The 26448-nt window shown below is 57.6% G+C and carries 18 protein-coding genes, 13 pseudogenes and 1 riboswitch; of the genes and pseudogenes, 16 read left to right on the top strand and 15 right to left on the bottom strand.

The window, feature by feature from the left end:
• Positions 1-203: 203 nt before the first annotated feature.
• The 3 pseudogenes from J2J98_RS27560 to J2J98_RS27550 all read right to left on the bottom strand — a co-directional run.
• Positions 204-325: pseudogene (locus tag J2J98_RS27560) on the bottom strand (IS481 family transposase); the annotation flags it as partial.
• A pseudogene (locus J2J98_RS27555) lies at positions 312-720 on the bottom strand (transposase); the annotation flags it as partial. The pseudogenes J2J98_RS27555 and J2J98_RS27560, both read right to left, overlap by 14 nt.
• A 147-nt stretch (positions 721-867) precedes the next feature.
• Positions 868-1057, bottom strand: a pseudogene (locus J2J98_RS27550) (IS5/IS1182 family transposase); the annotation flags it as partial.
• Between the two features lie 943 nt (positions 1058-2000).
• Between J2J98_RS27550 and J2J98_RS27540 the strand changes: the two are divergent.
• From J2J98_RS27540 to J2J98_RS27505, 8 genes and pseudogenes are all read left to right on the top strand, one after another.
• A complete protein-coding gene (locus J2J98_RS27540) occupies positions 2001-2711 on the top strand; it encodes a hypothetical protein (RefSeq protein WP_207603988.1) in 711 nt (236 codons plus the stop codon).
• Positions 2712-2924: 213 nt separating this feature from the next.
• Positions 2925-3056: riboswitch (TPP riboswitch) on the top strand.
• A 92-nt stretch (positions 3057-3148) separates the two neighbouring features.
• Entirely contained in the window at positions 3149-4975 is a 1827-nt protein-coding gene (gene thiC, locus J2J98_RS27535) for a phosphomethylpyrimidine synthase ThiC (protein ID WP_207603878.1), read from the top strand.
• Between the two features lies 1 nt (position 4976).
• Entirely contained in the window at positions 4977-5948 is a 972-nt protein-coding gene (gene thiO, locus J2J98_RS27530) for a glycine oxidase ThiO (protein WP_207603877.1), read from the top strand.
• Positions 5945-6142, top strand: a complete 198-nt coding sequence (gene thiS, locus J2J98_RS27525; RefSeq protein WP_207603876.1) for a sulfur carrier protein ThiS — start codon at positions 5945-5947, stop codon at positions 6140-6142. Before thiO ends, thiS begins: the two co-directional genes overlap by 4 nt.
• Before the next feature lie 3 nt (positions 6143-6145).
• Positions 6146-6919, top strand: a complete 774-nt coding sequence (locus J2J98_RS27520) for a thiazole synthase (protein WP_207603875.1) — start codon at positions 6146-6148, stop codon at positions 6917-6919.
• Positions 6916-7329, top strand: a pseudogene (locus tag J2J98_RS27515) (thiamine phosphate synthase); the annotation flags it as partial. The gene J2J98_RS27520 and the pseudogene J2J98_RS27515, both read left to right, overlap by 4 nt.
• Before the next feature lie 203 nt (positions 7330-7532).
• A pseudogene (locus tag J2J98_RS27510) lies at positions 7533-7812 on the top strand (IS3 family transposase); the annotation flags it as partial.
• A 388-nt stretch (positions 7813-8200) separates the two neighbouring features.
• A pseudogene (locus J2J98_RS27505) lies at positions 8201-9165 on the top strand (IS481 family transposase).
• Between the two features lie 171 nt (positions 9166-9336).
• Here J2J98_RS27505 and J2J98_RS30575 read toward each other — a convergent pair.
• The 3 genes and pseudogenes from J2J98_RS30575 to J2J98_RS27495 all read right to left on the bottom strand — a co-directional run.
• Positions 9337-9591, bottom strand: coding sequence for a CrpP-related protein (locus J2J98_RS30575; RefSeq protein ID WP_222041772.1), 255 nt, complete (start codon positions 9589-9591; stop codon positions 9337-9339).
• Entirely contained in the window at positions 9588-10328 is a 741-nt protein-coding gene (locus J2J98_RS27500; protein ID WP_246569465.1) for a Rossmann-fold NAD(P)-binding domain-containing protein, read from the bottom strand. The genes J2J98_RS30575 and J2J98_RS27500 overlap by 4 nt, the downstream gene beginning before the upstream one ends.
• Positions 10329-10762: 434 nt before the next feature.
• Positions 10763-11335: pseudogene (locus tag J2J98_RS27495) on the bottom strand (cytochrome P450); the annotation flags it as partial.
• Between the two features lie 218 nt (positions 11336-11553).
• On the opposite strand from J2J98_RS27495, the gene J2J98_RS30915 reads away from it, so the two are divergent.
• The gene (locus J2J98_RS30915; protein ID WP_207603987.1) at positions 11554-11841 is read left to right on the top strand and encodes an aspartate/glutamate racemase family protein; all 288 of its coding nucleotides are present in this window, start codon (positions 11554-11556) and stop codon (positions 11839-11841) included.
• A gap of 168 nt (positions 11842-12009) precedes the next feature.
• A pseudogene (locus J2J98_RS27480) lies at positions 12010-13026 on the top strand (IS3 family transposase); the annotation flags it as partial.
• Between the two features lie 23 nt (positions 13027-13049).
• On the opposite strand, the gene J2J98_RS27475 reads toward J2J98_RS27480, so the two are convergent.
• Positions 13050-15113, bottom strand: coding sequence for a recombinase family protein (locus tag J2J98_RS27475; RefSeq protein WP_207603873.1), 2064 nt, complete (start codon positions 15111-15113; stop codon positions 13050-13052).
• Entirely contained in the window at positions 15103-15300 is a 198-nt protein-coding gene (locus tag J2J98_RS27470; protein ID WP_041936667.1) for a hypothetical protein, read from the bottom strand. The genes J2J98_RS27475 and J2J98_RS27470 overlap by 11 nt, the downstream gene beginning before the upstream one ends.
• A gap of 342 nt (positions 15301-15642) precedes the next feature.
• Here J2J98_RS27470 and J2J98_RS27465 point away from each other — a divergent pair.
• Positions 15643-15822 (top strand): annotated as a pseudogene (locus J2J98_RS27465) (IS3 family transposase); the annotation flags it as partial.
• Between the two features lie 263 nt (positions 15823-16085).
• On the opposite strand, the gene J2J98_RS27460 reads toward J2J98_RS27465, so the two are convergent.
• A complete protein-coding gene (locus J2J98_RS27460) occupies positions 16086-17111 on the bottom strand; it encodes an IS110 family RNA-guided transposase (RefSeq protein ID WP_207603971.1) in 1026 nt (341 codons plus the stop codon).
• 295 nt (positions 17112-17406) lie between these two features.
• Between J2J98_RS27460 and J2J98_RS27455 the strand changes: the two are divergent.
• Positions 17407-17520 (top strand): annotated as a pseudogene (locus J2J98_RS27455) (transposase); the annotation flags it as partial.
• 522 nt (positions 17521-18042) lie between these two features.
• On the opposite strand, the gene J2J98_RS27450 reads toward J2J98_RS27455, so the two are convergent.
• A complete protein-coding gene (locus tag J2J98_RS27450) occupies positions 18043-18738 on the bottom strand; it encodes a response regulator transcription factor (RefSeq protein WP_207603872.1) in 696 nt (231 codons plus the stop codon).
• A gap of 278 nt (positions 18739-19016) precedes the next feature.
• The gene (locus J2J98_RS27445; RefSeq protein ID WP_207603871.1) at positions 19017-19487 is read right to left on the bottom strand and encodes a TlpA family protein disulfide reductase; all 471 of its coding nucleotides are present in this window, start codon (positions 19485-19487) and stop codon (positions 19017-19019) included.
• Between the two features lie 1105 nt (positions 19488-20592).
• Between J2J98_RS27445 and vapB the strand changes: the two genes are divergently transcribed.
• Both vapB and J2J98_RS27435 read left to right on the top strand, forming a co-directional pair.
• Positions 20593-20829: a type II toxin-antitoxin system VapB family antitoxin gene (gene vapB / locus J2J98_RS27440; protein WP_127431704.1), complete on the top strand. Its 237-nt coding sequence runs from the start codon at positions 20593-20595 to the stop codon at positions 20827-20829.
• Positions 20829-21248 (top strand): type II toxin-antitoxin system VapC family toxin, encoded by a 420-nt coding sequence (locus J2J98_RS27435; RefSeq protein WP_207603870.1) that lies wholly within the window; start codon positions 20829-20831, stop codon positions 21246-21248. The genes vapB and J2J98_RS27435 overlap by 1 nt, the downstream gene beginning before the upstream one ends.
• A 147-nt stretch (positions 21249-21395) precedes the next feature.
• Here J2J98_RS27435 and J2J98_RS27430 read toward each other — a convergent pair.
• Positions 21396-21713: pseudogene (locus tag J2J98_RS27430) on the bottom strand (DDE-type integrase/transposase/recombinase); the annotation flags it as partial.
• Between J2J98_RS27430 and J2J98_RS27425 the strand changes: the two are divergent.
• Both J2J98_RS27425 and J2J98_RS27420 read left to right on the top strand, forming a co-directional pair.
• Positions 21708-22210 (top strand): annotated as a pseudogene (locus J2J98_RS27425) (ABC transporter permease); the annotation flags it as partial. The pseudogenes J2J98_RS27430 and J2J98_RS27425 overlap by 6 nt on opposite strands.
• Before the next feature lie 305 nt (positions 22211-22515).
• Positions 22516-22950 carry an ACT domain-containing protein gene (locus J2J98_RS27420; protein WP_207603986.1) on the top strand — a complete coding sequence of 145 codons (435 nt, stop codon included), beginning with the start codon at positions 22516-22518 and terminating at the stop codon, positions 22948-22950.
• 590 nt (positions 22951-23540) lie between these two features.
• On the opposite strand, the gene J2J98_RS27415 is transcribed toward J2J98_RS27420, so the two are convergent.
• The 3 genes and pseudogenes from J2J98_RS27415 to J2J98_RS27405 form a co-directional block, all read right to left on the bottom strand.
• On the bottom strand, positions 23541-24491 hold the full coding sequence (locus tag J2J98_RS27415) for a PLP-dependent cysteine synthase family protein (protein WP_207603869.1): 951 nt from the start codon (positions 24489-24491) through the stop codon (positions 23541-23543).
• A gap of 372 nt (positions 24492-24863) precedes the next feature.
• Entirely contained in the window at positions 24864-25106 is a 243-nt protein-coding gene (locus J2J98_RS27410) for a helix-turn-helix domain-containing protein (RefSeq protein ID WP_207603868.1), read from the bottom strand.
• Positions 25107-25670: 564 nt separating this feature from the next.
• A pseudogene (locus J2J98_RS27405) lies at positions 25671-26417 on the bottom strand (substrate-binding domain-containing protein); the annotation flags it as partial.
• Positions 26418-26448 lie beyond the last annotated feature (31 nt).

Here is a 26448-nt window from a genome sequence, read left to right as displayed (position 1 = left end):
ATCGTTGTCTCCTTGTTCCGTCTGTATGTACTTAGTGAGTTCAAGCCCCGTGGAAGTTTGATGGAGCGATCATGGACGAGCGGTCCGAGGGCGGGCGCGTCCCGAGGCGAGCGCCTGCACGTTTTATAGCCCTGCGGCAGGTGACAGGCTTCGGGGGCGGCCATCAATCGAGCGTGCCGGCGTTCTGACGATCAGCCGCGGTGGCCGGTGGGAAGATCCGCAACCGAGGACCGCTTCCGCCACTTGGCGACGGTCTCTGATTGATCCCGTAACGCTTCGAAAGCGCTCTCAGAGCCTGACTCGACGAGGTTTCAACGATATCCATATCTTGCCAAACGTCGTGTCAGGACGCGGATGTGGGCGATAGTGATCCATGCTTCGGCTGAAGCGAGGGACTTTTCCCAATCCTTCGACGGCATCTGCCAAGCCACGCGAAGGTGCGCTCCACGACCCAGCGACGCGGCAGAACCTCGACGCCTTTTGCCTTGTCGGTCCGCTTGTCGATCTGGAGAGTGAACTTTGCGATCTTTTGCAGTGCGCCCTTCAGCTTCGGTCCGGCATAACCACGGTCGGCGAAGATATGTCTCAGCCACGGCCAGCGCTTGAGAGTGGTTTGAGGGCGGCAGGTGCACCATCGCGATCCTGAATCTCGGCGCTGTGAACCACGAGGCCGACCATCAGTCCAAGCGTGTCGACGACGATATGACGTTGCGTCCCTTGCTAGCGCATCGGATCAAGCGCAGCCTGAGCTCAAGGGCGCTTCCTCGTCTTGGCACCTTAAGCGTTTTGTGGAGCTTCGAGCGTCGCCGACGACGACGAGCTGTCCTTGCGAATCTTTGAAACGGCTGATCGTGCCGTGTGTGCCGTGCGGCGAATGGATTTCGGGCGCGCAGCCAAGGATGCTTGAGAAAGGCGCAGTCGATCGCGACTTCGGTCTGCTGACTAGGGGCGACCTGGCCCGCAGACGCCGCCCGATGATAGCCTTGCATCGTCCGATTGCCATTTCGACCAGCGGGCGTTTGCCGCGGCCTTTAAAGACCTGCCATTCCATCCAGCCACCCAAAGCTGTGAAATCAATATATGTAGGTATATATGAAATAATATTTCCTATCACTCACGAACTTTTCACACGGATATTTGCGATGTCTCGAACGAAAAAAGATATAATATAAGATATATCCGTCTCATCTGTTGCGTTGCTGACGTATTTCATGAATTGTCCTGGATAGGAGCTACGATAGCACACCGCAGGAATATTGCTTCCTATGAATGCTGAAATCTTGCCGGCAACATCATGGTCGGGAGGCTTGCACAAGGAGCACGATGACATGCATCAGAAAAAGCAATCAGACAAGCGCCTTGGCTACTCGCATCTGCAGTTGGCAACCATCGACGGCGTGTCGCTGCCTGGTCTGCAATTGTCACTCGAGAGGCAGGAGAGCTCCGGGTCGACGAAGAAGACCTTTTTCCAACAATGGCTCCTAGATTTTGCTTTCGGTTGCGAGCTATTTTATCCGATCCAGCTTTATGAACATCTCGCAACAAGCGAGGGCGAAGACAAAGGCGCTGAACCTTTAAGTGAGAGGCACGAGTATAGAATTGGGAGAATTCGGACCGGCCGCCACGTTCCTCATTTGAAATCCACGTCTCTCGGGTTTCCAAATCCCCAAATGGAAGCGCCGGCTCAGTCGCCAACGCTTTCAAACTCCAACAAAAGGTCGGCGAGCGGATGGAGGTTATTATGGACGACATGGATGCGACACAAGCAAAGGACGGCTCGGGCACACAAGTTTCAACAGGTGCGAACCAGCACGGTTGGAACATCGAAAGATGGTAAGAAAGTCTTTTGGAAACTGACCATTGTGCGGTACACGCGAGCCGCAGTTCAAATCCTGCTGCCGCTATCATATACACTGACAACGCTCGCTCATCGGCAAAAATCAAGGATATTTGGCCCGCAAGGCTTGCCCAATTATACTGCAGAAAGGATTTCATTCTCCATGTCATTATGTCCTGCGAAATGCATTCGTATCGCCGCATTTGCAGCGGCCGCCATCGTGCTGGGCACCCAGGTCGCAATCGCGCAAGAACCGTCTATAGGGTCTCAGTGGCTGAACACGCCGGCATCTCGAGTGGAAGCGCTTGCGGTCCTTCAGACCTTGAATACCAATCTCCTGAGTAATGCCAGTGCTACGTTGACCCTTGACCGCTGGTGCGCCGCGCACAAGCTCGCACCGGAAGGTTCTAAGATTGTAGCTCAGCGTGTGGGCGGGCAAGACAAGCCGGCCGATGAGCACATCCGTGACCTTCTGACCGTCGGACCCGGTGAGCTGATCGCTTATCGCCGCGTCCGCCTGGTCTGCGGCGACCGCGTCTTGTCGGAAGCCGAAAATTGGTATGTACCCGCAAAATTAACTGCAGAGATGAATCAGGCTTTGAAGACCAGCGATATCGCGTTTGGCAGAGCCGTTCAGGCTCTTAATTTCACTCGCACAAACCTGTCTGCCAAGTTGCTCTGGTCCCCTCTATCCGAAGGCTGGGACATGGACGGCTTAACAGCGCATGAAACAAGTTCCCTCAGCCTGCCGCCGTTCCTGCTCGAACATCGTGCCGTACTGAAACTTCGAGACGGCACGCCGTTTAGCGCCTTGGTCGAAAGCTACACGGACAAAGTACTAGACTTTCCAGTTCCGCGCCTGCTTTCTCAATAGCGCTTCTGTATCTCGGTAGATTTGGCGAACTACTCAGAATAAATCGACTGCCTATGCGACAAGGGCGCTTGTCTTGCGGAAGCGTGCCGACCGGACGATTGCCCTTGTCCATCGCTTAATCGCGGCGACACGCACGATAGCCTGTGTGTAACCTGACCCCGAGCCATCGCAGATTGTCGCTTGACAGTCCCCTCGGCAAGCCTCTACCCTTTTCGCATTCACCAGGGGGGTCCCGGCAAGGGGCTGAGATACTGCTGGACAATACGGCTTTGCCGATTGTGGCGCAGTGACCCGTTGAACCTGATCCAGTTCATACTGGCGTAGGGACGGTGCAAGCGCTCGAAGGCAGTGGATTCACGCGTCGAATCCGTGCCGGCGTCTTTTCATCATTCCGGCTGAGGACTGGGTCTCCAATCGAAAACTTGGAGCCTCAAACCATGAATATCGCCGCAAAGAATATCACCCCATCCGTCACCATCGGCCCCTTGCCGGCATCCAGGAAGATCTACATTCGGGGGGACGTCCATCCCGAAATTTGCGTGCCGATGCGCGAAATCAGCCTGCATCCGACATCGGGCGAGCCGCCCGTTGTCGTCTACGACTCGTCCGGCCCCTATACGATCGAGGGCACCGAGATCCGCATCGAACAAGGGCTGCCCTCACTGCGACGTGACTGGGTTCTCGCCCGCGGCGACGTCGAGGCCTATCAGGGCCGTCATGTCCGTCCCGAAGACAACGGCTTTGCCAGCGGCGAAAGGCTGACGCCCGAATTCCCCGCGCTACGCCAGCCGCTGCGCGCAAAGGACGGCAAGGCCGTCACCCAGTTCGCCTATGCGCGCGCCGGTATCATCACGCCGGAAATGGAGTTCATCGCCATCCGCGAAAATCTCGGCCGCAAAGCGAGGGCCGAAGCCATGGTCCGCAGCGGCGAAAGTTTCGGCGCCCAAATTCCGAACCATGTGACGGCGGAATTCGTCCGGCAGGAAGTGGCGGCGGGTCGGGCGATCATCCCCGCCAACATCAACCATCCGGAAGCCGAACCGATGATCATCGGCCGCAATTTTCTGGTGAAGATCAACGCCAATATCGGCAACTCGGCCGTCACCTCATCGATGGCGGAGGAGGTCGAGAAAATGGTCTGGGCGGCCCGCTGGGGCGCCGATACCGTCATGGATCTCTCCACCGGCCGTAACATCCACAACATCCGCGAATGGATCATCCGCAATTCGCCGGTGCCGATCGGTACCGTGCCGCTCTATCAGGCGCTGGAGAAGGTCGAGGGCATTGCCGAGAACCTGACCTGGGAGGTGTATCGCGACACGCTGATCGAACAGGCCGAACAGGGCGTCGACTATTTCACCATCCATGCCGGCGTGCGGCTTCACTACATCCCGCTCACCGCCAACCGCGTGACCGGCATTGTCTCGCGCGGCGGTTCGATCATGGCGAAGTGGTGTCTCCATCATCACCGCGAAAGCTTCCTCTACGAGCATTTCGAGGAGATCTGCGACATCTGCCGCGCCTATGACGTCTCCTTCTCGCTCGGCGATGGCCTGCGCCCCGGCTCGATCGCTGACGCGAATGATGCGGCGCAGTTCGCCGAACTGGAAACACTGGGAGAGCTGACCAAGATCGCCTGGACGAAAGACTGCCAGGTGATGATCGAGGGCCCCGGCCATGTGCCGATGCACAAGATCAAGGAGAACATGGACAAGCAGCTCGAAGTCTGCGGCGAGGCGCCTTTCTACACGCTCGGGCCGCTGACGACCGATATCGCGCCGGGCTACGATCACATCACCTCTGGGATAGGCGCAGCCATGATCGGCTGGTTCGGCACGGCGATGCTCTGCTACGTCACGCCCAAGGAGCATCTGGGGCTTCCCGACCGCAACGACGTGAAGGTAGGCGTCATCACCTACAAGGTCGCCGCCCACGCCGCCGATCTCGCCAAGGGGCATCCGGCCGCGCAACTGCGCGACGACGCGCTCTCCCGCGCCCGTTTCGAATTCCGCTGGGAGGATCAGTTCAACCTCTCGCTGGACCCCGAAACCGCCCGCAGCTTCCACGACGAGACGCTGCCGAAGGAAGCCCATAAGGTGGCGCATTTCTGCTCCATGTGCGGTCCGAAATTCTGCTCCATGCGCATCTCGCACGATATCCGCGCCGAAGCACAGAAGGAAGGTCTGGATGCGATGGCAGCGCGTTATCGCGAGGGCGGAGACCTCTACATGCCGGTAGAAATCCTGCAGCAATCGAGCGAATGAGATGCGTGTTCTTGTCAAAGGGGCCGGCGTTGCCGGCCTGACGATGGCGCATGAGCTGCGCGCTAGAGATGCCGAGGTCACCGTGCTCGATCCATATGACGGCTTCCTGCGTGCTGCTTCGTGGCTCGCGGGCGGAATGCTGGCGCCGTGGTGCGAGCGGGAGAGTGCTGATGACGCCGTGCTGATGCGTGGTCTCACCGCGGCCGACAAATGGGAGGCAATGGTGCCGGGAGAGGTGCGACGAAACGGAACGCTCGTGGTCGCCTCGGCTCGCGATCTTGGTGAACTGCGACGCTTTGCCTGCCGCACGACGGGCTATGAATGGCTGGAAGAGCCGGCGATCGCGACGCTGGAACCCTCTCTTGCCGGGCGGTTCCGGCAAGGGCTGTTCTTTCGCCGCGAAGCCCATCTCGATCCCCGGCGAGTTTTGTGTCTGCTGCGCACCAAGCTGACGGATCAGGGGGTCACCTTCGTGAGCGAGAGCCCGCACGAGAGCTTCGACAGTGTCGTCGATTGCACGGGCGCTACGCGCATCGGCGAGGTCAAGGAATTGCGCGGCGTCCGCGGCGAAATGCTTTACCTTAGAAGCTTTGACGTGGATCTCTCCCGGCCGGTCCGCCTGCTCCATCCGCGGTTCCCCGTCTACATCGTCCCGCGTGGAGACGGTCTGTTCATGGTCGGCGCGACGATGATCGAGACGGAATTCGACGGGCCTATTGTCGCCCGTTCACTGATGGAACTGCTCAACGCTGCATACACGCTATTTCCGGCCTTTGCCGATGCAACCATAATCGAAACGGGTGTCGGAATCCGCCCAGCCTTTCCGGACAATCTTCCACGTGCAAGCCATCAGGGAACGGTGATCTCGCTCAACGGCCTCTACCGCCACGGCTTTCTGCTCGCGCCAGCCATGGCGGCCGAGGCGGCTGAACTTGTCTTCAACCAACATGCCACGGGAAGGAATGTCCCATGAAATTGATCGTTAACGGCGAGGCTCTGAATGTCGCGGCTGAGACGCTGTCGGAACTTTTAGTCCTGATGGAATACGAGGGTGACTGGCTGGCGACAGCCGTCAACGGTGAGCTGGTCCATCGCGAAGACCGGTTCGATCGTTCGCTCAACGACAATGACAGGATCGAAATCCTATCGCCGATGCAGGGAGGCTGACGGATGCTGACGCTTTATGGGGCCGAAATTACCTCCCGTCTGTTGCTTGGCACAGCGCGATACCCCTCTCCTGCCGTCCTCGCCGAGGCTGTAAGGCAATCGGCGACGGAAGTCGTCACCGTCTCGCTTCGTCGTGAAATGTCTGGCGGCCGCAGTGGGGGCACCTTCTTCGAAATGGTCCGCGCGCTCGGCGTTCGTATCCTACCCAACACCGCAGGTTGCCACAGCGTCGCGGAAGCGGTGCTGACGGCAAGGATGGCACGCGAGCTGTTCTCCACCGACTGGATCAAGCTCGAGGTTATCGGCAACCATGATACGTTACAGCCGGATGTCTTCGGTCTCGTCGAGGCGGCTCGCATTCTCGTCGGTGAAGGTTTTGAAGTCTTCCCGTACACGACGGACGATCTGGTTGTGGCCGAACGACTGCTGGACGCCGGCTGCAAGGTGCTCATGCCTTGGTGCGCACCGATCGGCAGTGCCGCCGGGCCGCTCAATCCCACGGCGCTCAGAGCAATGCGGGCCCATTTCCCTGACGTGTCGCTGATCGTCGATGCCGGCATCGGTCGGCCGTCGCACGCAACTGCGGTCATGGAGCTCGGATTCGATGCGGTTCTGCTCAACACCGCCGTTGCCGGCGCGGCAGATCCCGCCGCGATGGCAGCCGCCTTTGCCGCGGCAATCGCCGCCGGCAATCAAGCCTTTAACGCCGGACTGATGGAGCCGCGCGACATGGCCGTACCCTCCACGCCGGTGATCGGAAAGGCGGTGTTCACTTGAAGCGCGACCCGTTCTACCTGATCGTCGACAGCGCCGAGTGGATTGCCCGACTGGTACCCTCTCGGCATCAAGCTGGTACAGTTGCGCATCGAGGATCGTCCGGAGGCTGAACTATGTACCGAGATTAGTCGCGCAGTAGCAGTCTGCGCTAAATCGATGTGAGCTGATCGTCAACGACCACTGGCGGCTTGCGATCGAGGAAGGTTGCGGCTTCGTCCATCTCGGCCAGGAGGAACCTTGCGAGAGCGGACCTCGGCGCGATCCGAGCCCTGAAACTTGGCCTCTCATCGCACGACGAACGCGAGCTGGAAACCGCACTGGCGGCAAGCCAGGTCCTTTCTTCCGAGCCGGTGAGCCTTTCGCCGCAGGTGTCGCCGCCAGCTCCCACCACCCGTCGCAAGCCGAAGTGGGAGCAAGAGCGGAGATAGTTAAGGTTACCTGGTCGTCGTATTCCTCATTATAGTGGCCTTCCTTATAGTGGCCTTCCTTTCTTCCGGAGAAAATCAAGGAAACGCAGCGTTGAGCCGGTTCGATCCAAGGCAGCGATTGCATAGGCAGATAGCCGTATTGGAGCGGAGCCGCTAAGCGAGCAGGAATTGGGTGGAGGCCGATGATGTCGATAACGCACGCCCTTGGCCGTCATTGGACGCTCAACTTCGATCGTTCAAGCTAACACTACATCTCTCGCCGTGCCGATCAGGCCGGCTTGGAACGGCGTATTCGCGAGATCTGAGAGAGTGCGCTACGGCTACCGTCGGGTGCATGTGCTCTTAGAGCGTGAGGGCTGGGGCATGGCCATGGACTTCGTTCACGACCAGCTGGCGACCGGAAAGAAGTTGCGGGTTCTGACGGTGATCGACACCTTCTCGCGCTATGTGCCGGTGCTTGATCCGTGTCACATAAGCATTCCGACTCCGGCAATGCCCTGTCGCGTCGCGATACCGAACTCCGCCAAGTGCCCCGGAAGGCATTCACCAGCATTGTGCGCCGCCACGTGGGGTTGCATCCTGTTTGACGTTCGAGTTCCACCATCCTTAAGGCGTCAAGACTATGAGCTCAGGCCGCGCCGTTCTTCGGCCGATTCCTTCAAGACGACGGCCGCACAACGGCCTCCGCAGGTTTCTCGAACGCCCTGGCCCAACCATGAGCGTATCACGTCGAGGCAATTCTCGAATGTTTGTCCGTCGCTCTCCGCTTCGGAATGATCAGTGCATCACTCCCTAGGTGTTTGATCCCGGATTTTGATGGTGCAATCTTCTCGCAAGCCTGGAGAGATTCGCTATGGGACAAATTCTACATGGGAGCGCCCGCACGACAGAGGCGGTCCGTCGAGCGATACAGCATAGTCAAGAGAGCTTGAGAGCACTTTCGAAGCGCTACGGGATCAATCAGAAGACGGTCGCCAAGTGGTAGAAACGGACTTCGATCGCCGATCTTCCGACTGGGCCGAAAGAGCCGAAGTCCACTGTTCTGTCGACCGAAGATGAAGCGATCATCATCGCCTTCCGCCGGCATACGCTGTTGCCGCTAGACGACTGCCTCTACAGTCTGCAGGCAACGATTCCTCACCTTACAGGATCGTCGCTGCATCATGCCTTCAGCGACATGGCATCAGTCGCCTGATCGATATCGACGGTGACAAGCCGGCGAAGAAGAAATTCAAAGCCTACCCTATCGGCTACTTTCACATCGATATTGCCCAGGTTCAGACTGCCGAAGGCAAGCTCCAGCTCTTCGTTGCCATTGATCGGACATCCAAATTCGCTTTCGCCCACCTCGAGGAAAGCGCCAACATCCATACCGCTGCGGCTTTCCTGAAGGCCCTGGTCGAGGCCGTCCCCTACAAAATTCATACCGTCCTGACGGACAACGGCGTCCAGTTTTGCGATCTGCCTTCTCGCCGTAATGGACCCACGGCAAGGCTGCGCATGCATATGTTCGATCGTACATGCCGAACACATGGCATCGAACACCGACTGACCAAACCCAATCACCCCTGGACCAACGGTCAAGTCGAAAGAATGAACCGGACAATCAAGGAAGCCACCGTCAAACGCTATCATTTCGACAGTCACGACCAACTCACCCGGCATCTCACCGACTTCCTCGCCGCCTACAATTTCGGCCGCCGCTTGAAGACCCTCAAAGGCCTCACGCCATACGAATTCATCTGTAGACAATGGACTTCAGAGCCGAAAAACTTCAGCCTCAATCCAATCCATCAATTCCCGGGACTAAACACCTAGGAGCTTTCCTACCGGCTGAACGCTCCTGCCACATTCGGAAGCTAATTGTGCGCCGTCGCGAGTTTGCACCGCAGTTGGGCAGCCGGCGGCGACCTGATGGTGAAAAGATGCCGATCCTTTGCCGCGACGGGCCTGAAAACTTCTCGTCGCTAGCGAACCACCACAATAACGTTACGCATCAAGCGAACGCCGTTTGGCAGAGGCCAATTCCTGCAAGTGCGAAACAACCCTTCCTTCCCGGCTAGCGTCCTCCGCTTCCCAACCGAACTTCCACGCGTCGTGTCGTGCAAGCCGATCTCCGAGAGCGCTGCCATCACCAGTAGGCGTCCTGTGGGCGGCGAGGTATGGGTTCTCGTGAGCCTTCAGGCCGAGCACCCGCGCTCTTGAACCTGCTTCCTGTATATCGATCAGCTCTTCAATTGTCATACGCGATCCCCCCAGGTTGTCGGCGAACGGTACCATCGCAGTCTGCGCATGCAAGCGAATGCTAAATAGTGCGGTAATTCGGGACAGTTGTTCGTGGAGAGTGCCTCCGGTCGGATGCTGGCTTGCGGCGTGACCGATGAGGTCCGTCTGGCGCTGGTTCGTGGCCGTAGATCGCGCACGCACCTCACAGAAATGAGCGGCACCCGCATCGTTACATCGGCTCGGCTCTTCGGACTTTCCCGCATATTTCGTGAAGCGGGCTCGCGGCTTTCCGAATTCACCAGTGGGGTCGGTATCTTGTTGCCGATCGCACTATGTGGCCAAAAATCCTCATACGCTCGAACCACCATCCCGCCTTGCATCTCTGCGCCGATGGCGAAGCCGACGCTGTCGAACACCGTGATCTGGTCGGCGCTTCCACGGCCGTCCACTCGACCAGTCATCAAAGTTCGATAGAGATGCTGGACCGGCAACTGCTGGATCTGGCCTTCGATGCGGGTCTGTGGCGGATACTCCAAAAAGATGTCCGAACGCAGGAGGATATCCTTGCTAAGTTCCGTCTCGCTAGGCATCCCCACCACCGCGTTCATGTGGATGCCAGGCTGACATGGTTGTCCGACAGGATGGCCGCGCACTGTTGCCGTTACCGTGGTGACGATATCAGCTTCCTCAACGGCTCCGTCGACCGAGGAGCACTGCTCGATCGTGAAGCCGAGACCAGCGAGATGCGGATGCATTTCCGCGTCGCCGAGGCGTCGATATCTTAAAGCCGGAGCTTATCTGTCATAAAAATGGAACAACACGCTGCTAAAGGCTGCGGGAGAGGGCGTGAAGGAAAACAAGGTCCGAAGCTGCGACTTGCGCTGTCGACCGGCTGCCACTCTCTTTGAACGTTGCGGACAAAATATCCGGAACCCTCACTCCCTGGCGTAACGTGGCTGCGGCATGTGTCTTCAACAGTGTCTTGTTTGGAACCTGGGCTTCTCGCGTTACCTCGTGATGATGCAACTCGATTTTGGTGCGGCTAAGCCTTCGAGACTGCAGGTGTTTCGTTGTCGCTGTTCGGAGGGATTTGTAGGATTGCCGACACCGATCACCACCGCTAATGGAGGGCGGTCTCGATAGCTCCCGCGCATTTCAAGAAGGTTGCGATCCCGCTGGTGTCCATGAATCACCAGAGCACCGGAAACTCCTCGAACCCACCAGTGATAATCTCTTTGCGCAACTTCAGTTCTTCGGGCGCCACGGCCAGGCGTAGAGCAGGAAAGCGCTGGAAGATCGAACCTAACACCACTTTGAGTTCCACTCTGGCCAGCCCCACGCCGATGCAGTAGTGCGGCCCGTATGAGAAAGCCAAGTGCGGCTTTCTGTCGCGTCCGATGTCGAAGATTTCTGGGTCGTCGAAATGACGTGGGTCGAATGACGTCGCCGGCAAGCCGACCAGCACCTTGCTCTCCGCGGGAATATGCACGCCCGCGATCGTCACGTCGGTCCTCGGATAACGCATGATGCCGTCCCAGCCCGAGCCTGGCGGGTACATTCGCAGGATTTCCTCCACCGCCTTGTCAACCAGGGATGGATCGCTGCCGAGACGTTCGCGCTGTTGCGGATGGCGGAACATGGCCAGCAGGCCGAATTCGATCTGCGCGACGGTTGTCTCGTGCCCGGCCACCAGCATGCCGGCCGCCAGGCCGACCGCCTCTTCCTCGCTCGCCTTGCCCTGGTCAACCGCTGTGAGCAGATCCTGGAACGCGCGCAATTGCTCGAGAAAGTTGGATGTGGAGCTATAGCCATTCCCTGCAATACGGCACATTTTTGGTCGTCCGATATTGCAAATGCTCTAACAATAAATTTCATTAGTATGGTTGCGGTTACCCGCGACTTTATACATCAGCATAACGGCACGGATATGGATAACCTGCGAACAATTGTCTTAGGAATGGAAGCAAATATTCAACGCAAATTATATGGGTATTCAGCTGCGGGCTGGGGGGCGCCGTCCCTGACGTCGACTCAATCCAACAAGACGCAACAAGGGTCATTGATGACGTCAAGAGCGGAAATATAAGTCGCGCCAGATTTAAAATGGCATTACTGGTAGCGCGAACACGAAGCCTCAAGCCTGACGCTATTATACTTGGATGCAGTGAGCTGTCTAGCGCATCGCGAGACATATTCAAAGGTACTGATGTTATAGATCCGGTAGATGTTCTTGTAGACGCGTGTATTTCGTGGTTTCGCAATTCGTAAACGTCATGATCCTAAGATCAAAATGGTAGAAATGTCGAAACTTGTACGTTAAAATGTTGAGGCTGACCAATTTGCATACTCCAGTGGTGTGGTGCATACCGATGCTGACCTGCCACTGCGAATTTCCTCCAGGATGGATTAGAGTCCGGCCCATTAAAGGACGGACGAATGAAGAAGCAGAGATTTACGGAAGAGCAGATTATTGCAGTGCTGAAGGAGCAGGAGGCAGGCGCGAAGGTGGCCGACCTCTGCCGCAAGCACGGGATTTCAGAAGCGACGTTTTATAACTGGAAAGCCAAATATGGCGGCATGGAAGTCTCCGAGGCGAAGCGGCTGAAGGCGCTCGAGGATGAGAATGCGAGGCTGAAGAAGCTGCTGGCCGAACAGATGCTTGATGCAGCCGCGCTCCGCGAGCTTCTTGCAAAAAAATGGTAGGGCCTGCCGCCCAGCGTGACGCCGTCACGCATCTGAAGGCCGTCATGGGTCTTTCGGAGCGGCGGGCCCTGCCAGATTATATCTGCCGACCGCAAGACGATCCGTTACCGGTCAAGCCGATCGCCGGAGGTTGAACTGCGGACGAAGCTGCGCGACCTCGCCAATGAGCGGCGTCGTTTCGGCTACCGTCGGCTGTTCGTCCTGCTTCGGCGGGACGGAGAGCCGTCCGGGGTCAATCGCATCTACCGGCTCTATCGCGAGGAAGGTCTTTCCGTTCGCAAGCGGAAAGCCAGGCGGCGTGCGGTCGGCACGCGTGCGCCGATCCTGGTTGAAGCGAAGGCCAATGCCCGCTGGTCGCTGGACTTCGTGCATGATCAGTTTGCCTGCGGCAGACGCTTCCGTGTGCTCAACATTGTCGATGACGTGACGCGCGAATGCTTGGCAGCAATCCCGGACACGTCTATCTCCGGTCGGCGCGTCGCCCGAGAACTGACGACGCTGATCGAACGACGCGGCAAGCCCGGAATGATTGTCTCCGACAACGGCACCGAACTAACTTCGAATGCCATCCTCGCCTGGTCGAAAGATCACAAGGTCGAATGGCACTATATTGCGCCGGGGAAGCCAATGCAGAACGGCTATGTTGAGTCTTTCAACGGCCGGATGCGCGACGAGTTGCTCAACGAAAGCCTGTTCTTCGGCCTCGATCATGCCCGCAGCGCCATTGCTGAATGGGCGGACGATTACAATCCTGTTTCATGACACCCATCTTTCTATGTCATTGAAGGGAATAGGTTTTCCTGATCTGGAGGCGATCCCGCGGGGTGGCGAGGGTTCTTCCGGGCACGATTGAGGATCTGACGTGCTTGTGGGGTCGCGAGTTTGGAACGGCTGAAGATCCATGGGCCATCGGGTAGCGGATGAACCCCCTCAATATCGCCCGCCTCGGCCGCCAGACGCAGCGTCTTTGGCGTTATCCCGAGCAACTTCGCCGCACCGCCCAGATTAAGCCACGGCTCGACCCCGTCGATCTGGGGACGGAAGACCGGAATCTTGCGATATGACCTCAGCGCGGTGACCCGCTCCCGTGTCCAGCGATTGCCATTGCCGGTCGTCAGTCCGTTGCGATTGAGGACACCGGCAATCACATCATCATTGGCGATCAAGACGAGCTGTCTGACAGCGTCGACAATGTCGTCAGGGGTCGCGTTTCTTTGGCCACGGCGTCGCTTCGGCAGGCGCAGCTCGGTGTGGACGCCTCCAACCCAATGAATGACGAGGACGATCTCAGAGGTTCCATCATCGAGATCGGCGACCACTTCATTGATGAGCGTGCGCACGATGCGCTTCTTCAGCCTTGCATCGGTTGTCGGCGCCGTCCAGACGGTGCGAAGGTTTCCCGCAAGTGCGGTTATCTGTGATGCGGACATGGGGAACTGCTGCGGCGTAACTGTCCGATGTTTGGCAATCCTGGCCTCGATCTCGCCGACGCGTGCGAGTGTCTTATTCCAGCGCGCTTCGAGCTCAGACGTTACAAGTCTGTTCTCCGGATCGGCCGCGTCATATTGCCGGAATGCCCGGTCGGCTCCATAGCGTGCTGCCTCGAGGTCGCGAAGCAGGACATCCTGAACCTGATCGCGTTGGCTGGCCATATTGCGTTCCGCCTCGATGGCGGCGGCAATGGCTCCTGGTTCGACCACGCCGAGCAGCGCCTCCTCGATCGCATCATCGACCCGCAGACCGCCGAAGGCGATGCAACGTGGTTCGCCATTATCGAGTAGACCGCGCCAACAGGAATAGCGCGGGATGTTATGGTTGGCGCCTGTGTAACGAACCGTCAGCTTCCGGCCGCACCTTTTGCAGCGGAACAGACCGGCAAGCAGAGCGTCGCCATGCTTCGGCGCTCCATGATGGCGACTGGCCGGTACATTGTCGCTGACCATCTTGCGGATCTCCTCCGCCCGTTCCCAACTGATGTAACCTTCGTGCGCGTCCGGGATCAGGGCAAGCCATTCATCACGCGCCTTGCGGCGAATTCCAGATCGGCCATCGTATCCCGGTACGGAACGACTCTTACCATAAGCATAAGCGCCGCCGTAGATCGGGTTCGCAATCATCCGGTGGATGGTGGCATAATTTGGCCTGCGCCAGATGACGTCACCGTTGGCGCACCTGACGGGCAGGTCCAACCCCTGCTCAAGGAACCATAGCAAGGCCTGCCGGGCACTCCCGAGTTCGGTGACCTTGTTGAAGACGAGTGCGATGGCTTCCTGGATGCGTCGGTCGGGATCCTTCTCGATCCTATCACCGGCCTTTACGAAGCCGGCCGGAACAGTGACGACGAGCTCACCGCGGCGAGCCTTCTCATAGCGGGCGGAAAGGGAACGCTGACGCAAGAGATCGAGTTCATATTCGTTGAGGCTGCCCTTCAAACCCAAGAGCAGGCGGTCGTTGCCCTGGCGGGGCGCATAAACTGCTTCCTGATCGATCAGGACGGTATCGACAACGCGGCACATCTCGATGAGTTGCTGCCAATCGCGGCTGTTCCGGGCGAAACGCGATACCTCACGCGCGGCCACGGCGCCGACCTTGCCAAGGCAGACTTCCGCCACCATCCGATCAAATCCAGCGCGGGTCACGCCGCCGGCGGCCGAACGACCAAGGTCGTCGTCCACCGTTTCTATATGTGACCATCCAAGCGCTGCCAGACGGTCGCGCATGGCGTATTGGAGGGCGCTGCTCTCTCGATTGTGCAGAACCTGGTGAGCCGAGGACTGCCGAACATAGAGGATGGCCTTCCGCTCCAGATGATGCGGCGCGATCTTCTCATGCATCATGACCGGCCTCCTTCTGTTGGGAGGCATGTCCGCACTTTGCGTGATCGACGAACAGCCGCACGATGAGCACCGTCAACGCTTGGCGGGTCTCCTCCGGCAACTCCGGCCATTGCGGCGTCCCTGCCGTCTTCCCCCGCTGCGGGGCCGAGAACAGATCGAACTGGCATGTCATGGGCTGGCGAGGCATGAACATCTCTCCGACTCGTTTCGTGAGAGACCAATGCTGCGCCCATTACCGAAGATTGCGATGAGGCATCAGCGTCCTTCAGCAATCTTGCCAAAATATGCAGGCTTGCGAGATCGACGTGCGGAACCGGCAGGCTGCGCCAACAACCACTCACTGATCGATCGAACATCCACGACGGGACCTCAAGAAGTCGACCAGAAGAAGAACCAGAAAGGCTGCAGCGGAAAATATGCGTCCCTTTGGACACCGACTCATGCACGTGAACGAGCCGCCCGGACCAGGGATGCCACGGATACAAAAGCTCGCGAACCTCGGTCCCGTGGGTGTTCTGTCGTCGTGTTGTACAACCATTTCCGGCCGCACTCATCGCTCGGATACAAAACCCCGGCAGACTTTGCCGGGACCATCGCCGCAACCGGCTCCAACGCTGCGCAAGATGAAAGCTTCGCGTTTCCGCCGGTTGCTCCCACCGCGCCACTTGGCGTATTCAAAACCGCCGGGGCTCTAGTCGCCGCTGGATGAAAGTTCAGTGGCATGTATGGACGGCCTCCGCGTGGCAAGGGGCAGTGTGGTGTTTCCGGCAGATTGGTCGGGTGCAGGCATGTATACGGCCTTTGATTGCGGCGCGTTCATGCCGCTGGCCCTGATGTAGTCCGCTGATCGGATCCCAGACAGGTCAACGCGCTTTCAAGCGGCACCCACTGATCGGGTTTGTCCGATCCCGGCTCGACCGTTCGCCATCACGCCATCAGCACCTCACCAATTTCTGCATTCTCTGTGAGCATTCAAAGGGCGGCGGTCGCCTCAAAGCGCCTGCCCGTCGTCATCAACGCCCAGACGATCCGCGCCATCTTGTTGGCCAAAGCAACAGCGACGACGTTGTACGGCTTCTTCACCAGAAGTTCGGCGGCCCAACGCGTCGGTGCAACTTTAGCTTTGCCGCTGAAACGAAGCACCGCGTGCGCGCCCACAACGAGAAGCCGGCGGAGATAGGGATCGCCTTGTTTGCTGATCCTTCCGAGGCGGTCCTTGCCACCCGATGAGTTCTGCCGCGGCACCAGGCCTATCCATGCCGCCAATTGTCGGCCGGATTTGAAGAGCGACGCGTCGGTCACCGTCGCGGCAATTGCGCTGGCAGTGATCGGGCCAATTCCAGGGATCGTCTCAAGGCGGCGGCTCAGTTCGTTCGAGCGATGCCAAGCATGAATTTGGCGATCCAGCTCGCTGACCTTCTCGTGCACCTCCCGCAACTGCCCGATCAGCGGAAGAAGCGCGGACCGCGCAAGCGGCGGGATTAGATCGTGATCATCGTCGTCGACCAACGCGATCAGCATTCCGACGCCGGCAATGCCCTGTCGCGTTACGATGCCGAACTCCGCCAAGTGGCCACGCAAGGCGTTCACCAGCATTGTCCGCTGCCGGATCAAAAGCTCGCGGACCCGATGCAGCATCAGCACGCCCTGTTGCTCCTCGCTCTTCACTGGAACGAAGCGCATCGTCGGCCGCGTCACCGCCTCGCAAATCGCCTCGGCATCTGTCGCGTCGTTCTTCTGCCGCTTCACGTATGGCTTGACGTAAGACGCCGGCATCAGCCGAACCTCGTGACCCAGCGCCATAAGAACCCGAGCCCAGTGGTGTCCAGTCGCGCATGCCTCGATTCCGATCAGGCATGGCGGCAATGCCTTGAAGAATCCAACGACATCGTCGCGGCGCAGCTTGCGGCGGCTCACCGTCGCGCCGGCACCATTGATCCCGTGAACCTGAAATACATGCTTGGCGATATCCAGACCAATTGTGGTAATCTTCTCCATGGACGGCTCTCCCTTATGTGACTTTCGACAGCCACACTTTGGCACATTGCGATGCCGGGAGCGGAGGCCGTCCACCACATCAGGTCAATGCCTATGGGGGTTACAAGAAGCTCTACGGCAATAAGATTTTGAGGCCGCCTACAACATAGCGCATGTGCGCCACTGTTCCACAATGTGATCAAGCTCAAGTTATCACCGACCGCTGACGAAGTTCTGATCTGAACCCTTCAAACTAGACCAGTTTTGGTTAGAGTTTTCCGGTGCATTTTCCTCGCAGGGAAAGGAAGGGTAGACGATGAAGGCATCGCAATTTTCGGACGCGCAGAAGGCGTTCATTCTGAAGCAAGGTGATGAAGGTGTCTTGGTTGCTGAGATCTGCCGCAAGGAGGGCATCAGCCAGGCCACCTATTCAATTAGAAGAAGATTCTCTAAATCGTTGATGATAGAATCAAGATAGTCGAGATAGGGAATCATGCGAGCGAATAGCTCCGGGCTTGGTTCGATTGCACCGGTCGAAAGTCCACGCAGATTGCCTAATAGCACGGTCGAGGACGTTCGGACTTCATGCGCAATCGCTGAGTTCCAGTATCTGAGGTCTGCTTGAAACTCCTCCAGGCGCTCGGCCATCGCGTTAATATTGGCGGTAAAAGCATAGGCATCCTCGAACGAGTTCGGGGCGGTGTGACACGCACGGAATAATCACCGGCGGCTATCGAATGGGTGGCAGAGCACTCACGATGTCTTGGGCTAGGCCGACGGCCGACAACGGCGGCGGGAATAAGACCGATTATTGCTATTAAACTGAGTGCGGCGACAACCGTCCAGGGCGACTCGGAGGCGTCCGGAGACAGTTCATCCAGTATCGTGAAGAAGATTGTAGCTTTTGCACACGAGCGCGAACGATCATGTTTGCAAATTTCTAGCTTTAAATTTAACCATCTGTATTGTCCATTCGGTATCCAATGCCCCTGACGGAGACCAGCATGCCGCGCACGCCTGCGGCACCGAGTTTGTATCTCAGATTGCACATATGAGTATCTATGGTCCGGTCGAGCGGTACATTGTCTGGAAAACATTCGTCAATCAGTTCACCACGCTCGAACACGCGGCCGGGGGAACGAGCCAGACGAGCGATAAGCTTGAACTCCGTTTGAGTCAGCTGCAGGTCTTTTCGTCCGGTCGGTTGATCTACCCATGCGGCGCGTGCTGACTGGTCGACAGTCAGTTTTCCAAGGCGGATTGGCAGATTGGCGATGCGACCACCGGCCCTCCGTAGCACCGCTATGGTACGGGCTACCACTACGTCCGGTTCGAACGGTTTGACAATGTAATCATCTGCTCCGCATCGATAGCCCTGCAGTTCGTCAATAGGCTTGTCCCGGCACGTCACCACAATCACCAACGTGTCGCCGCGACGCCTGATTTCAGCCAATACCTCAAAGCCGTTCCGGCGGGGTAACGAGACTTCGAGCATGACGAGATCGGGTTTCAGCCTCATATGGTGCGCAAGGCCTATTTCTCCATCGGAAGCCTCCACTGTTCGATAACCTTCTCTCTCAAGGTAAAATTTTAGGAGAGCACGCGTTTCCCGATCGTCATCGATGATGAGGATCAATTCATTACACATGGCGTGCCTCCTAAAAGCAGTGGATTCCAGAGAGGCATCGCCACCCGTCGCGTCAGCATCGCTGCACCTTTGTTGAGCATGTAGCTTTTGTGCCCGCCCACAAAGTGGACACCAACCCAGGGAAGAAGGTCAGCGGCGACAACATCGCCTTCCGGCAGATATACTTTGCGAGAAGCGATCGCTAATATTTGGGAATGTCTGTTACATTGATCATTATACTCGGCTGGGTCATTGGCATCAACTACCAGCCGGTCGCTTCATGGCGAGTTAACCTGACATCACCCCGGCTCACCCTTATACTCCGCCAGGGTCTGCAGCACGGGCATGTCCGGATCACCGATGAAGGCGATGCTGCCGTCTCGGCCGACAATGAACGCCTGTGGAAGATGGAAGGACAGGCTGGCTAACAGCCAATGCTTAGCCATTTCGCCTGAGTGGTCGAACCCGATCCGAATTTTCGTATTCGGGAGCCATTTGGTTACCCATTTGTCCACCTGAGCTAGGGCCTCGTTAGCCGTTTCAGCTTCCTCATTTGCTGCGACCTCGATGAGTTCAACTCCCATGTCGCTGATTTCCTCCTGCATCTGCGCCAAGTGGGACAGCACCGGCCCGCAATATCCGCAGGTAGTCGAAAAGAAATCGAGGATGTAGATCTTGCCGAGCTGGAAGTTGGAAAGCGGATCGCCGCGGAGCCAGTGCTGCACGTTGATCGACGGGGCTGGCGAGCCAATACTTATATTAGAGGTCATGTTTTATTTTCCAAGGTTCAGGAATGAGTGTGTTCAGGAATGAGTTGTGTTGAGGATCAGCTCGAGTTGCTTCGAGTTGAAAACGTGGCGCGCGTTCCATCTGTGGGACAATATACGCCGGTGATCTCGTCTTCTGAAATGGCTTCTGCGGGTACGGACCATCGTGACAGTATCCTTCTTTTGAGAGAGTGCCGGTGTCCTCATCGTGACAGGAAGGCGCCGACTTGATGCAGATGGAGCAGGAGCGACGACGTCGAGGGCTTCCTCGCCGGGGACGCGAAAGATGTACTCGACCCCCTCATTCAATCGCCGAGACAAGGAAGTTGGACCCCTTGACCATGCGCGGATTCTCAAAATGAGCAACATTTGCCTCCTGACGGCTTTATATATGCATTGTGCTTTTAATCCGTCGGAACGGGTATAGAATCGCTATACGCTCGTCAACAGCAAAAAAGCTGCCGCGCCAACAAACTTCCGGCTCCATCGAAAGCCCTTTCGTGCCTAATTGAATTTTCTCTTAGTGAGGGCATAGCGAGACAATTTCCGCAGCGAGCTCCGCGGTCCGGCGTGGGCTCGCCTTCGGCCGGGAGGAACGATCGCCAGGATGTCGGTTGCGGAGATCCGCCGCAAAGCGGAGATCAGCCATACATCTACAATACACCGCCCTTTGTCACGGTCGACGACATAGGTGCCCGTCATGCCAATCGCAATCTCGATACAACACAGATCGGCGGCGAACATTTCACCGCCTTTCGCACTACGCCGCCGAAGTCGCGGCTGCCGGCGACATTGGCGCAAGCACCGGCCTATCGTAAGAGCGGCATGTCACGGGTGAGACGCGCATACGCCTTCTACGGATGCTCCTTGCAAATCTGAGCGCGGCATCGCGCTCTCAATCGTCTGTCTAGATTTGGACGGGGCAGGAACGAACTGTTGCCCGGATGGGCCAATACCCGCTGCGGGTGGACCAGCACACGATTCGGCACGAGCGACCTCAACCTGTTGCGAGATGCGCGCCCGTCCAAGCGCTAAACGTACACACTAAGGATGTACAAGTTGGAAAGCCTAGGATATAGTACATCCACGTACACACAAAGTTGATGACATGCACACCACTAAAGCTTTCAAGAATGGAAATTCCCAGGCGGTTCGCATACCGGCGGAACTGGCGTTTGAGCGAACCGATGTTGAGTTGGAAATCGAGCGCATCGGCGACGAGCTTCGCATCCGTCCTGTGCATCGCTCCCTGGCCGGCGTTCTGGATGTATTCGCCCGCTTCTCTCCGGATTTCATGCGCGACGGAAGAGAGTCCCATGAGCAAGAGGAGCGGGATAAGATCTGATGGCGCGTTACATGCTCGATACGAACATGTGTATCTACCTGATGAAAAACCAGCCGGAGCAGGTCGCTCGCCGCTTTGCCAGTTGCTATGTGGGGGACGTGGTGATGTCCGCCATCACCTTCGCGGAACTCGGGTACGGTGTTTCCGCATCCGATGATCCGGCACGAGAACTTGATAATCTCACCGCCCTGGCCGAGCTGATCACGGTAGAGCCGTTTGGGATCGCAGCAGCGCGTGCCTACGGTCCGGTTCGAATGGCGACGAGAGACCGGAAGATAGATCATCTCGACAAACTGATCGCATCGCATGCGATCGCTCTGGACACGGTATTGGTGACCAACAACACGCGGGACTTCCTGGCGCATCCCGGACTGAAGCTCGAAAACTGGCTGGACGCGGAACGCAGAGAAACCAATTAACCCGTCCCAGCGGCTATGCCGTGAGAGGCGGGCAGGGAGTGGACCTTGACGGGGGTCGTGCTAAGAGTGCCAACGACCAAGGTGCGATCGGCGAAAAGGGCGATGTCAAATTAACTTCTTTAGGTGCGTTTGCGGTATGATGCGGGCTCAGGCCGTCACTGCAGTAGCGATTTTCCGTTGGGCGAACGCATCGAGACGATGCAGGTGAACCGCGATGGCGGAACGCGTTGAGTGTGAAGGGACGACGCACGGCCGAGAAGATGTTGGTGAAGCGTTGCAACGCACCCGGTGAGCGAAATCGTTGCATCATCCGCTGACGTTTTCGCAGCGGCAAATGCGAATTCTCGGCACGATTGTTCGGGCCCCTTGTGCGATCGATGGTCGAGTAGCCATGACCTGCCGCCGTGCCGCTCCATAGGAGCGGAGCTTGTCGGTGACGATGCGCTTCGGCAGGTATCCTTGCTTCCAGCAGGCGTTTGGCCGCCTTGGTCTTGCGTAATTCTGACCTACCCTGTTCCGTCCTATTCCCTTCGTTGGTTTGAGGAACTGCTTCCGGCGGACACGTGGCGGCGATTGATCGTCAACAGCCTGATGATTGGTGGCGGGACTACGTTGTTAGCCACCTTACTTGAAGTGGCGGCTTCTTTGGGCCTTCGAGCTCGAACCCTTTTGTTGCGCGGAACATTCCGCACACTTTTCCGTCTGCCAATGGTGGTGTCTGCGGTGGTGCTTGGTGTTCGGATGCAGGTGCTTCTCGCTCGACTCGGTCTGACGAATACCTACTTAGGGTCATCATCGCTCATACAGTTGTTGCCGTTCCATTCGTTGTCATCAGTATTGGCGGAGCACTTTCCGGAATCGACGGCGAACGGAGCTTGCGTCGCAAAGCCTCGGCGCCTCGCCGTGGATTGTTTTTCGCCGCGTAACGTTTGCCACTTGCAATGCCGGGAATTCTATCCGGTGCTGCGCAGCCGAAATGGCTCCGCACCGCAACCCGCCGCTACCGAACCAACAACAGCAACCAAAAACCGCTGGAGGGAACTCAGAACTGGATAAAACTTGGGGGCAAGGTCAAAACCTGTAATCACAGCTTCAGGCACTTGTCGAAGTCCTTCGCAACGCAAGCTTTGAGCGACGGAATCGATCCAACATCGACAATCTGCCTTATGTCAGTTAAGGAAATCTCATTTGTTCGCTCCCGGTTCCCGTCCTACACAATGACTGACCACCTTAAGACACGATGATTATCGACAGCGGGACCGCTAAAATGACTACTGTGTTGCGAGACAAGTTCGAGATGCTGTCGAATATGAAGCCCTCGCTCGACGACGGCGAGTATGTGTTCTGCTCGTTACCCAATGAAGGGAGCAAAGTTCACAATCTACACCCGATCGCGACATTTCATGAAAGAGAAGGCTTGGCAGTCGTCCTCGAGAAAGGAGAGGCGCACGGAGCGGGGTTCGAAACTTCACTTGCGATGCGCCAGATCACTCTCAATGTGAATTCTGCGCTCGATGGCGTCGGCCTCACGGCGGGCGTCGCTGCCTGTCTCGCAGAAGCTGGCATACCGTGCAACATGGTGGCTGCATATCACCACGACCATATTTTTGTGCCGGCGGGCCTAGCTGATCGAGCATTGCAGCTCCTGATATCGCTGCAGGGCGACTCCGCGCGGGCGATGCGCAATGTTGACGGACAATAAATCGCAGAAGGCCCACGAAGCTTCACTAACTTTGCGAGCAAGCAGCAGCACAGGGTAATATAGAGCCGTCAAATCTACGGCGGATTTTGTCACACACTGGGGCGAGCGCGTATGAACCTAAAAGGCGGGCATCGACGTGGCACGCTCGTCGCCCGGCGGCAAGGACTGCATTTCCGCATTGGCACTAATCTATCGTAGATGGGTTTCGGCCAGGAGACCGGTTTGCTATCGCTATGTATCGACTGGCACCCATCTACGCCCATTTGGGTCTTTGCAGCCGATAAATCGGGCCGAAGCTGTGCCGCCCGACAGTTCAATGCAGTTGACTACCAAGTCTACCGAAGCAACCGATCAGCGTTCTGACGGACATATAGGCAATGCAGGCGAGAATGTGGGCAAGCCAGGCTTGGGCTTCGATCCCGTTCACAATTGGCGATCGTCGTGACAGAGTCTGGGCGGAGAAATCTGCTCGTACGCACGATTATGCGCCCCTACACCAAGGGCGAGCTGGCCCACGACCGAGGCCATCGCGCGGCGCAGGACCATTCAACCCGATATCCAGCGTCGTCCCGGCCGTCGCTCGACCGTTGTCAGGCATCTGCAAAAAGCTTCCCGCTCATGTACTTTAGGCCGGTGTCGCTCGCGACCGTGACGACCGTCTTACCCTGCCCCAATTCCTTGGCCAGACAAATCGCCGCAGTGACGTTGAGGCCTGTGGACGTGCCGACCAACAATCCTTCCTCCCGTGCCAGCTGGTGGCACATAGTACGTGCTTCTTCTTCCGGAATGCTGCGCGCTTCGTCATACAGATGGTGATCGAGCAAAGGCGGAACGAAGCCTACCCCTATCCCCTCGACATGGTGAGTTCCGGCCCACCCCTCCGATATGACAGGTGAAGAGGCCGGCTCCAGAACCACGATGCGAACCGACGCTGAGCGCGACTTAAGAATCCTTGCCACTCCCATTGTCATTCCGGCCACACCAACTGCGCCACAGAAGGCGTCGATACCGTCTGGAAATTGTGTGACCAACTCGCGGCCGATTTCCTCGTAGCCTATCAAGGCGTCGCGATTGTTAAACTGGTCCGAATAATAGCAGTCCGATCGGGCGGAGACCTCCTGGGCGTGACGGATCATAGACGGAATTAGATCGGCCGAAATTTCGCTGGACGAGCTGTGGATCAGATCAACGGTTGCGCCAAAGCCGCGCATGGTACGCAACTTCTCCATTGCAAAGGCGTTAGAAGAAGCCACAATGAGCTGATAGCCTTTCACTGCGCAAACGAAGGCGAGCGAGGACCCAGTGCTTCCCCCACTCGCCTCGACGACTGTCATTCCTGGCTTCAAGTCTCCGCGGCGCTCAGCCTCTTCTATGATGGATTTTGCCATGCGGTCTTTATACGAGCCTGTCGGGTTGAAATACTCGAGCTTCAGAAAGACTTGAGCGCGCCCTTCCGGTACGACGCGACGCAGACGTATGACCGGTGTATTGCCAATAGCGTTCAGCGCTGACTCGACGGGGGGCGGGGGACTCAGTTGCATGTTTTATTTGTCCTTCCGGTTGATCGTCTAGCGTAACTTGGACAAGCCACCCGGTGAACCGCGTGTTGCGTTTTCGATGGGCCAAACCGATGCAAAACCCAACGAGATCATACAGCGGATACGCACGAAGTTTTCAAAGAGACTGCTGAATCTTGGAATCGAGCTGCACCCGATCACGCCGAATTTACGAGCGAAAGAACTGCGCCAGCCGCGCCATTCGCCTTGACGAAACTGGTTGTCGAACATCACAGCCGAGGTTCCCTGCCCTGCCCTTGAAAACTGTGCCCGAGTTGAACAGCATCCCTTAGAATCGCGACCGTGAGTTGCTGCACCCACCTTCCTTCAAAAAGGTGCAGCCGTGGAAGAAGCTGTTCAATGATGTCTGCGCGGCACATCTTGTATCTTTTCCAAGATCCCCAGAGCGGATGCGGTCCTTCGAATCCTCGACGCGTCGAAATCCGCGTCATTCTCCAGAGCTGTCACCTCTGCCACAGTCAGACCAGTGGTTTCTGCGACGTCGTCCAGCGAATAGCCGCGAGTCAGACGAGCTTCTTCAAGCAGAGCGCCAACGGACGGGGCAACTGGGGATTTCTCAATCTTCGAGACCCTGTTCATGTCGTTTAAGGCTCCTTTGGCGACCGGAAACAGTGCATCCGTTTTCTAGTTCCACCGCTGCCGACCGCCTCCGGCAAGGGATAGTTTCTTCGAATTCAGCGGGCGCTCTTTCTATCAGTTTGTGCGACGAAGTATAGGTCTAACGAGATGAAGGACGGACAACCCTTGCACGGCAGTCGACGAGAGGTAAACCCGCTCTCAACTGCGGCGCAAACTCGCGGCGGCCCACAAGCAGCTTCCGATCTGGCAGGAGCGCTAGGCCCCGGTAGGGAAGCTCATGGGGGGGTATTGCACTGAACATTCCTAAGCGGAGAACGATGGACAAACAATTCGAGAGTTGCCTCGGGGTGATAAGCTCATGGGCCGCAGATTCAGCCAGAGCCTGTGAGAAACCTGCCGGGCGCTGTTGATCGGCCGTCGTCATGAAGAGATCGCCTAAGAAAGGCGCATAGGGATCAAGCGCAGCAGCCTGAGCTCAAGGGCCCTTCATCTTTAAGGATTTGAGGAACTTCGATCGCCCGAAAAGAGGACGCGGGCAAACCCGCATCCAGTGTGGCGTTCGCCTCAGTTCTTGGTGACGAAGTCCTTGACGTTGGCAGGCGTGACGAGCTGGAAGGGATGTAGACCTTCTTCTCGATCTTTTCGCCCTTGGCGAGCTTGAGCGCTGCATCGAGCGAGCCCTTGCCCTGTCCGGCGGCATCCTGGAACACGGTAACGTCGAGATCACCCGCCTGCATGGCGGCAAGCGCGTCCTGCGTGGCGTCAACGCCGCCGACGACGACCTTGCTCATATCCTTGCCGGCTGCCTTCAGCGCCTGGATGGCACCGATCGCCATTTCGTCGTTATTGGAGATCACGGCGTCGAACTCGATGCCTTTGCACTCATCGGTCTTGATGACGTCATGGACGTCCTGGGTCCGCATGCGCGCAGCCTGGTTGGAGAGCTCGCCCATGATGACGACAGCCTTGCCCTTGCCGCCGAGAATACGGCAGATTTCCTTGGTTTCCAGCGTGCCGGATTTCCTGCTCGTTGGATGCAACGAAAGCCTGCTTCTCCGGCAGCGTGTCGACGTTGACCGGCTGGCGGTTGACGTAAACCAGCGGAATGCCGGCATCGGCCGCGAGCTTCGACATTGCCGTGGTCGCATCGGTATCGACAGGGTTGACGATGATTGCATCGACCTTGGAGGCGATGAAATTCTGGATCTGGCTCCGCTGCTTGGAAACGTCGTTCTGTGCGCCTTCGACCTGCAGCGTCACGCCGCTCAGTGTCTTTGCATAATCGGTCATGCCGTTGCGCAGAACCGTCAGCGCGCTGGATCGATTGCTTCACCTGCGAAGG

Source organism: Rhizobium bangladeshense, assembly GCF_017357245.1.
GTDB classification, from domain to species: domain Bacteria; phylum Pseudomonadota; class Alphaproteobacteria; order Rhizobiales; family Rhizobiaceae; genus Rhizobium; species Rhizobium bangladeshense.
This window is presented reverse-complemented; position numbering and strand designations above follow the sequence as displayed.

Coding starts and splice junctions, on each gene's coding strand:
- vapB (WP_127431704.1), top strand. CDS start 20,593: ATGCACACCACTAAAGCTTTCAAGAATGGAAATTCCCAGGCGGTTCGC.
- J2J98_RS27520 (WP_207603875.1), top strand. CDS start 6,146: ATGCTGACGCTTTATGGGGCCGAAATTACCTCCCGTCTGTTGCTTGGC.
- J2J98_RS27470 (WP_041936667.1), bottom strand. CDS start 15,300: ATGCCTCGCCAGCCCATGACATGCCAGTTCGATCTGTTCTCGGCCCCG.
- J2J98_RS30575 (WP_222041772.1), bottom strand. CDS start 9,591: ATGACAATTGAAGAGCTGATCGATATACAGGAAGCAGGTTCAAGAGCG.
- thiO (WP_207603877.1), top strand. CDS start 4,977: ATGCGTGTTCTTGTCAAAGGGGCCGGCGTTGCCGGCCTGACGATGGCG.
- J2J98_RS27445 (WP_207603871.1), bottom strand. CDS start 19,487: ATGACCTCTAATATAAGTATTGGCTCGCCAGCCCCGTCGATCAACGTG.
- thiC (WP_207603878.1), top strand. CDS start 3,149: ATGAATATCGCCGCAAAGAATATCACCCCATCCGTCACCATCGGCCCC.
- J2J98_RS27460 (WP_207603971.1), bottom strand. CDS start 17,111: ATGGAGAAGATTACCACAATTGGTCTGGATATCGCCAAGCATGTATTT.
- J2J98_RS27450 (WP_207603872.1), bottom strand. CDS start 18,738: ATGTGTAATGAATTGATCCTCATCATCGATGACGATCGGGAAACGCGT.
- J2J98_RS27475 (WP_207603873.1), bottom strand. CDS start 15,113: ATGATGCATGAGAAGATCGCGCCGCATCATCTGGAGCGGAAGGCCATC.
- thiS (WP_207603876.1), top strand. CDS start 5,945: ATGAAATTGATCGTTAACGGCGAGGCTCTGAATGTCGCGGCTGAGACG.
- J2J98_RS27410 (WP_207603868.1), bottom strand. CDS start 25,106: ATGAACAGGGTCTCGAAGATTGAGAAATCCCCAGTTGCCCCGTCCGTT.
- J2J98_RS27435 (WP_207603870.1), top strand. CDS start 20,829: ATGGCGCGTTACATGCTCGATACGAACATGTGTATCTACCTGATGAAA.
- J2J98_RS27500 (WP_246569465.1), bottom strand. CDS start 10,328: ATGCATCCGCATCTCGCTGGTCTCGGCTTCACGATCGAGCAGTGCTCC.
- J2J98_RS27420 (WP_207603986.1), top strand. CDS start 22,516: ATGACTACTGTGTTGCGAGACAAGTTCGAGATGCTGTCGAATATGAAG.
- J2J98_RS27540 (WP_207603988.1), top strand. CDS start 2,001: ATGTCATTATGTCCTGCGAAATGCATTCGTATCGCCGCATTTGCAGCG.
- J2J98_RS27415 (WP_207603869.1), bottom strand. CDS start 24,491: ATGCAACTGAGTCCCCCGCCCCCCGTCGAGTCAGCGCTGAACGCTATT.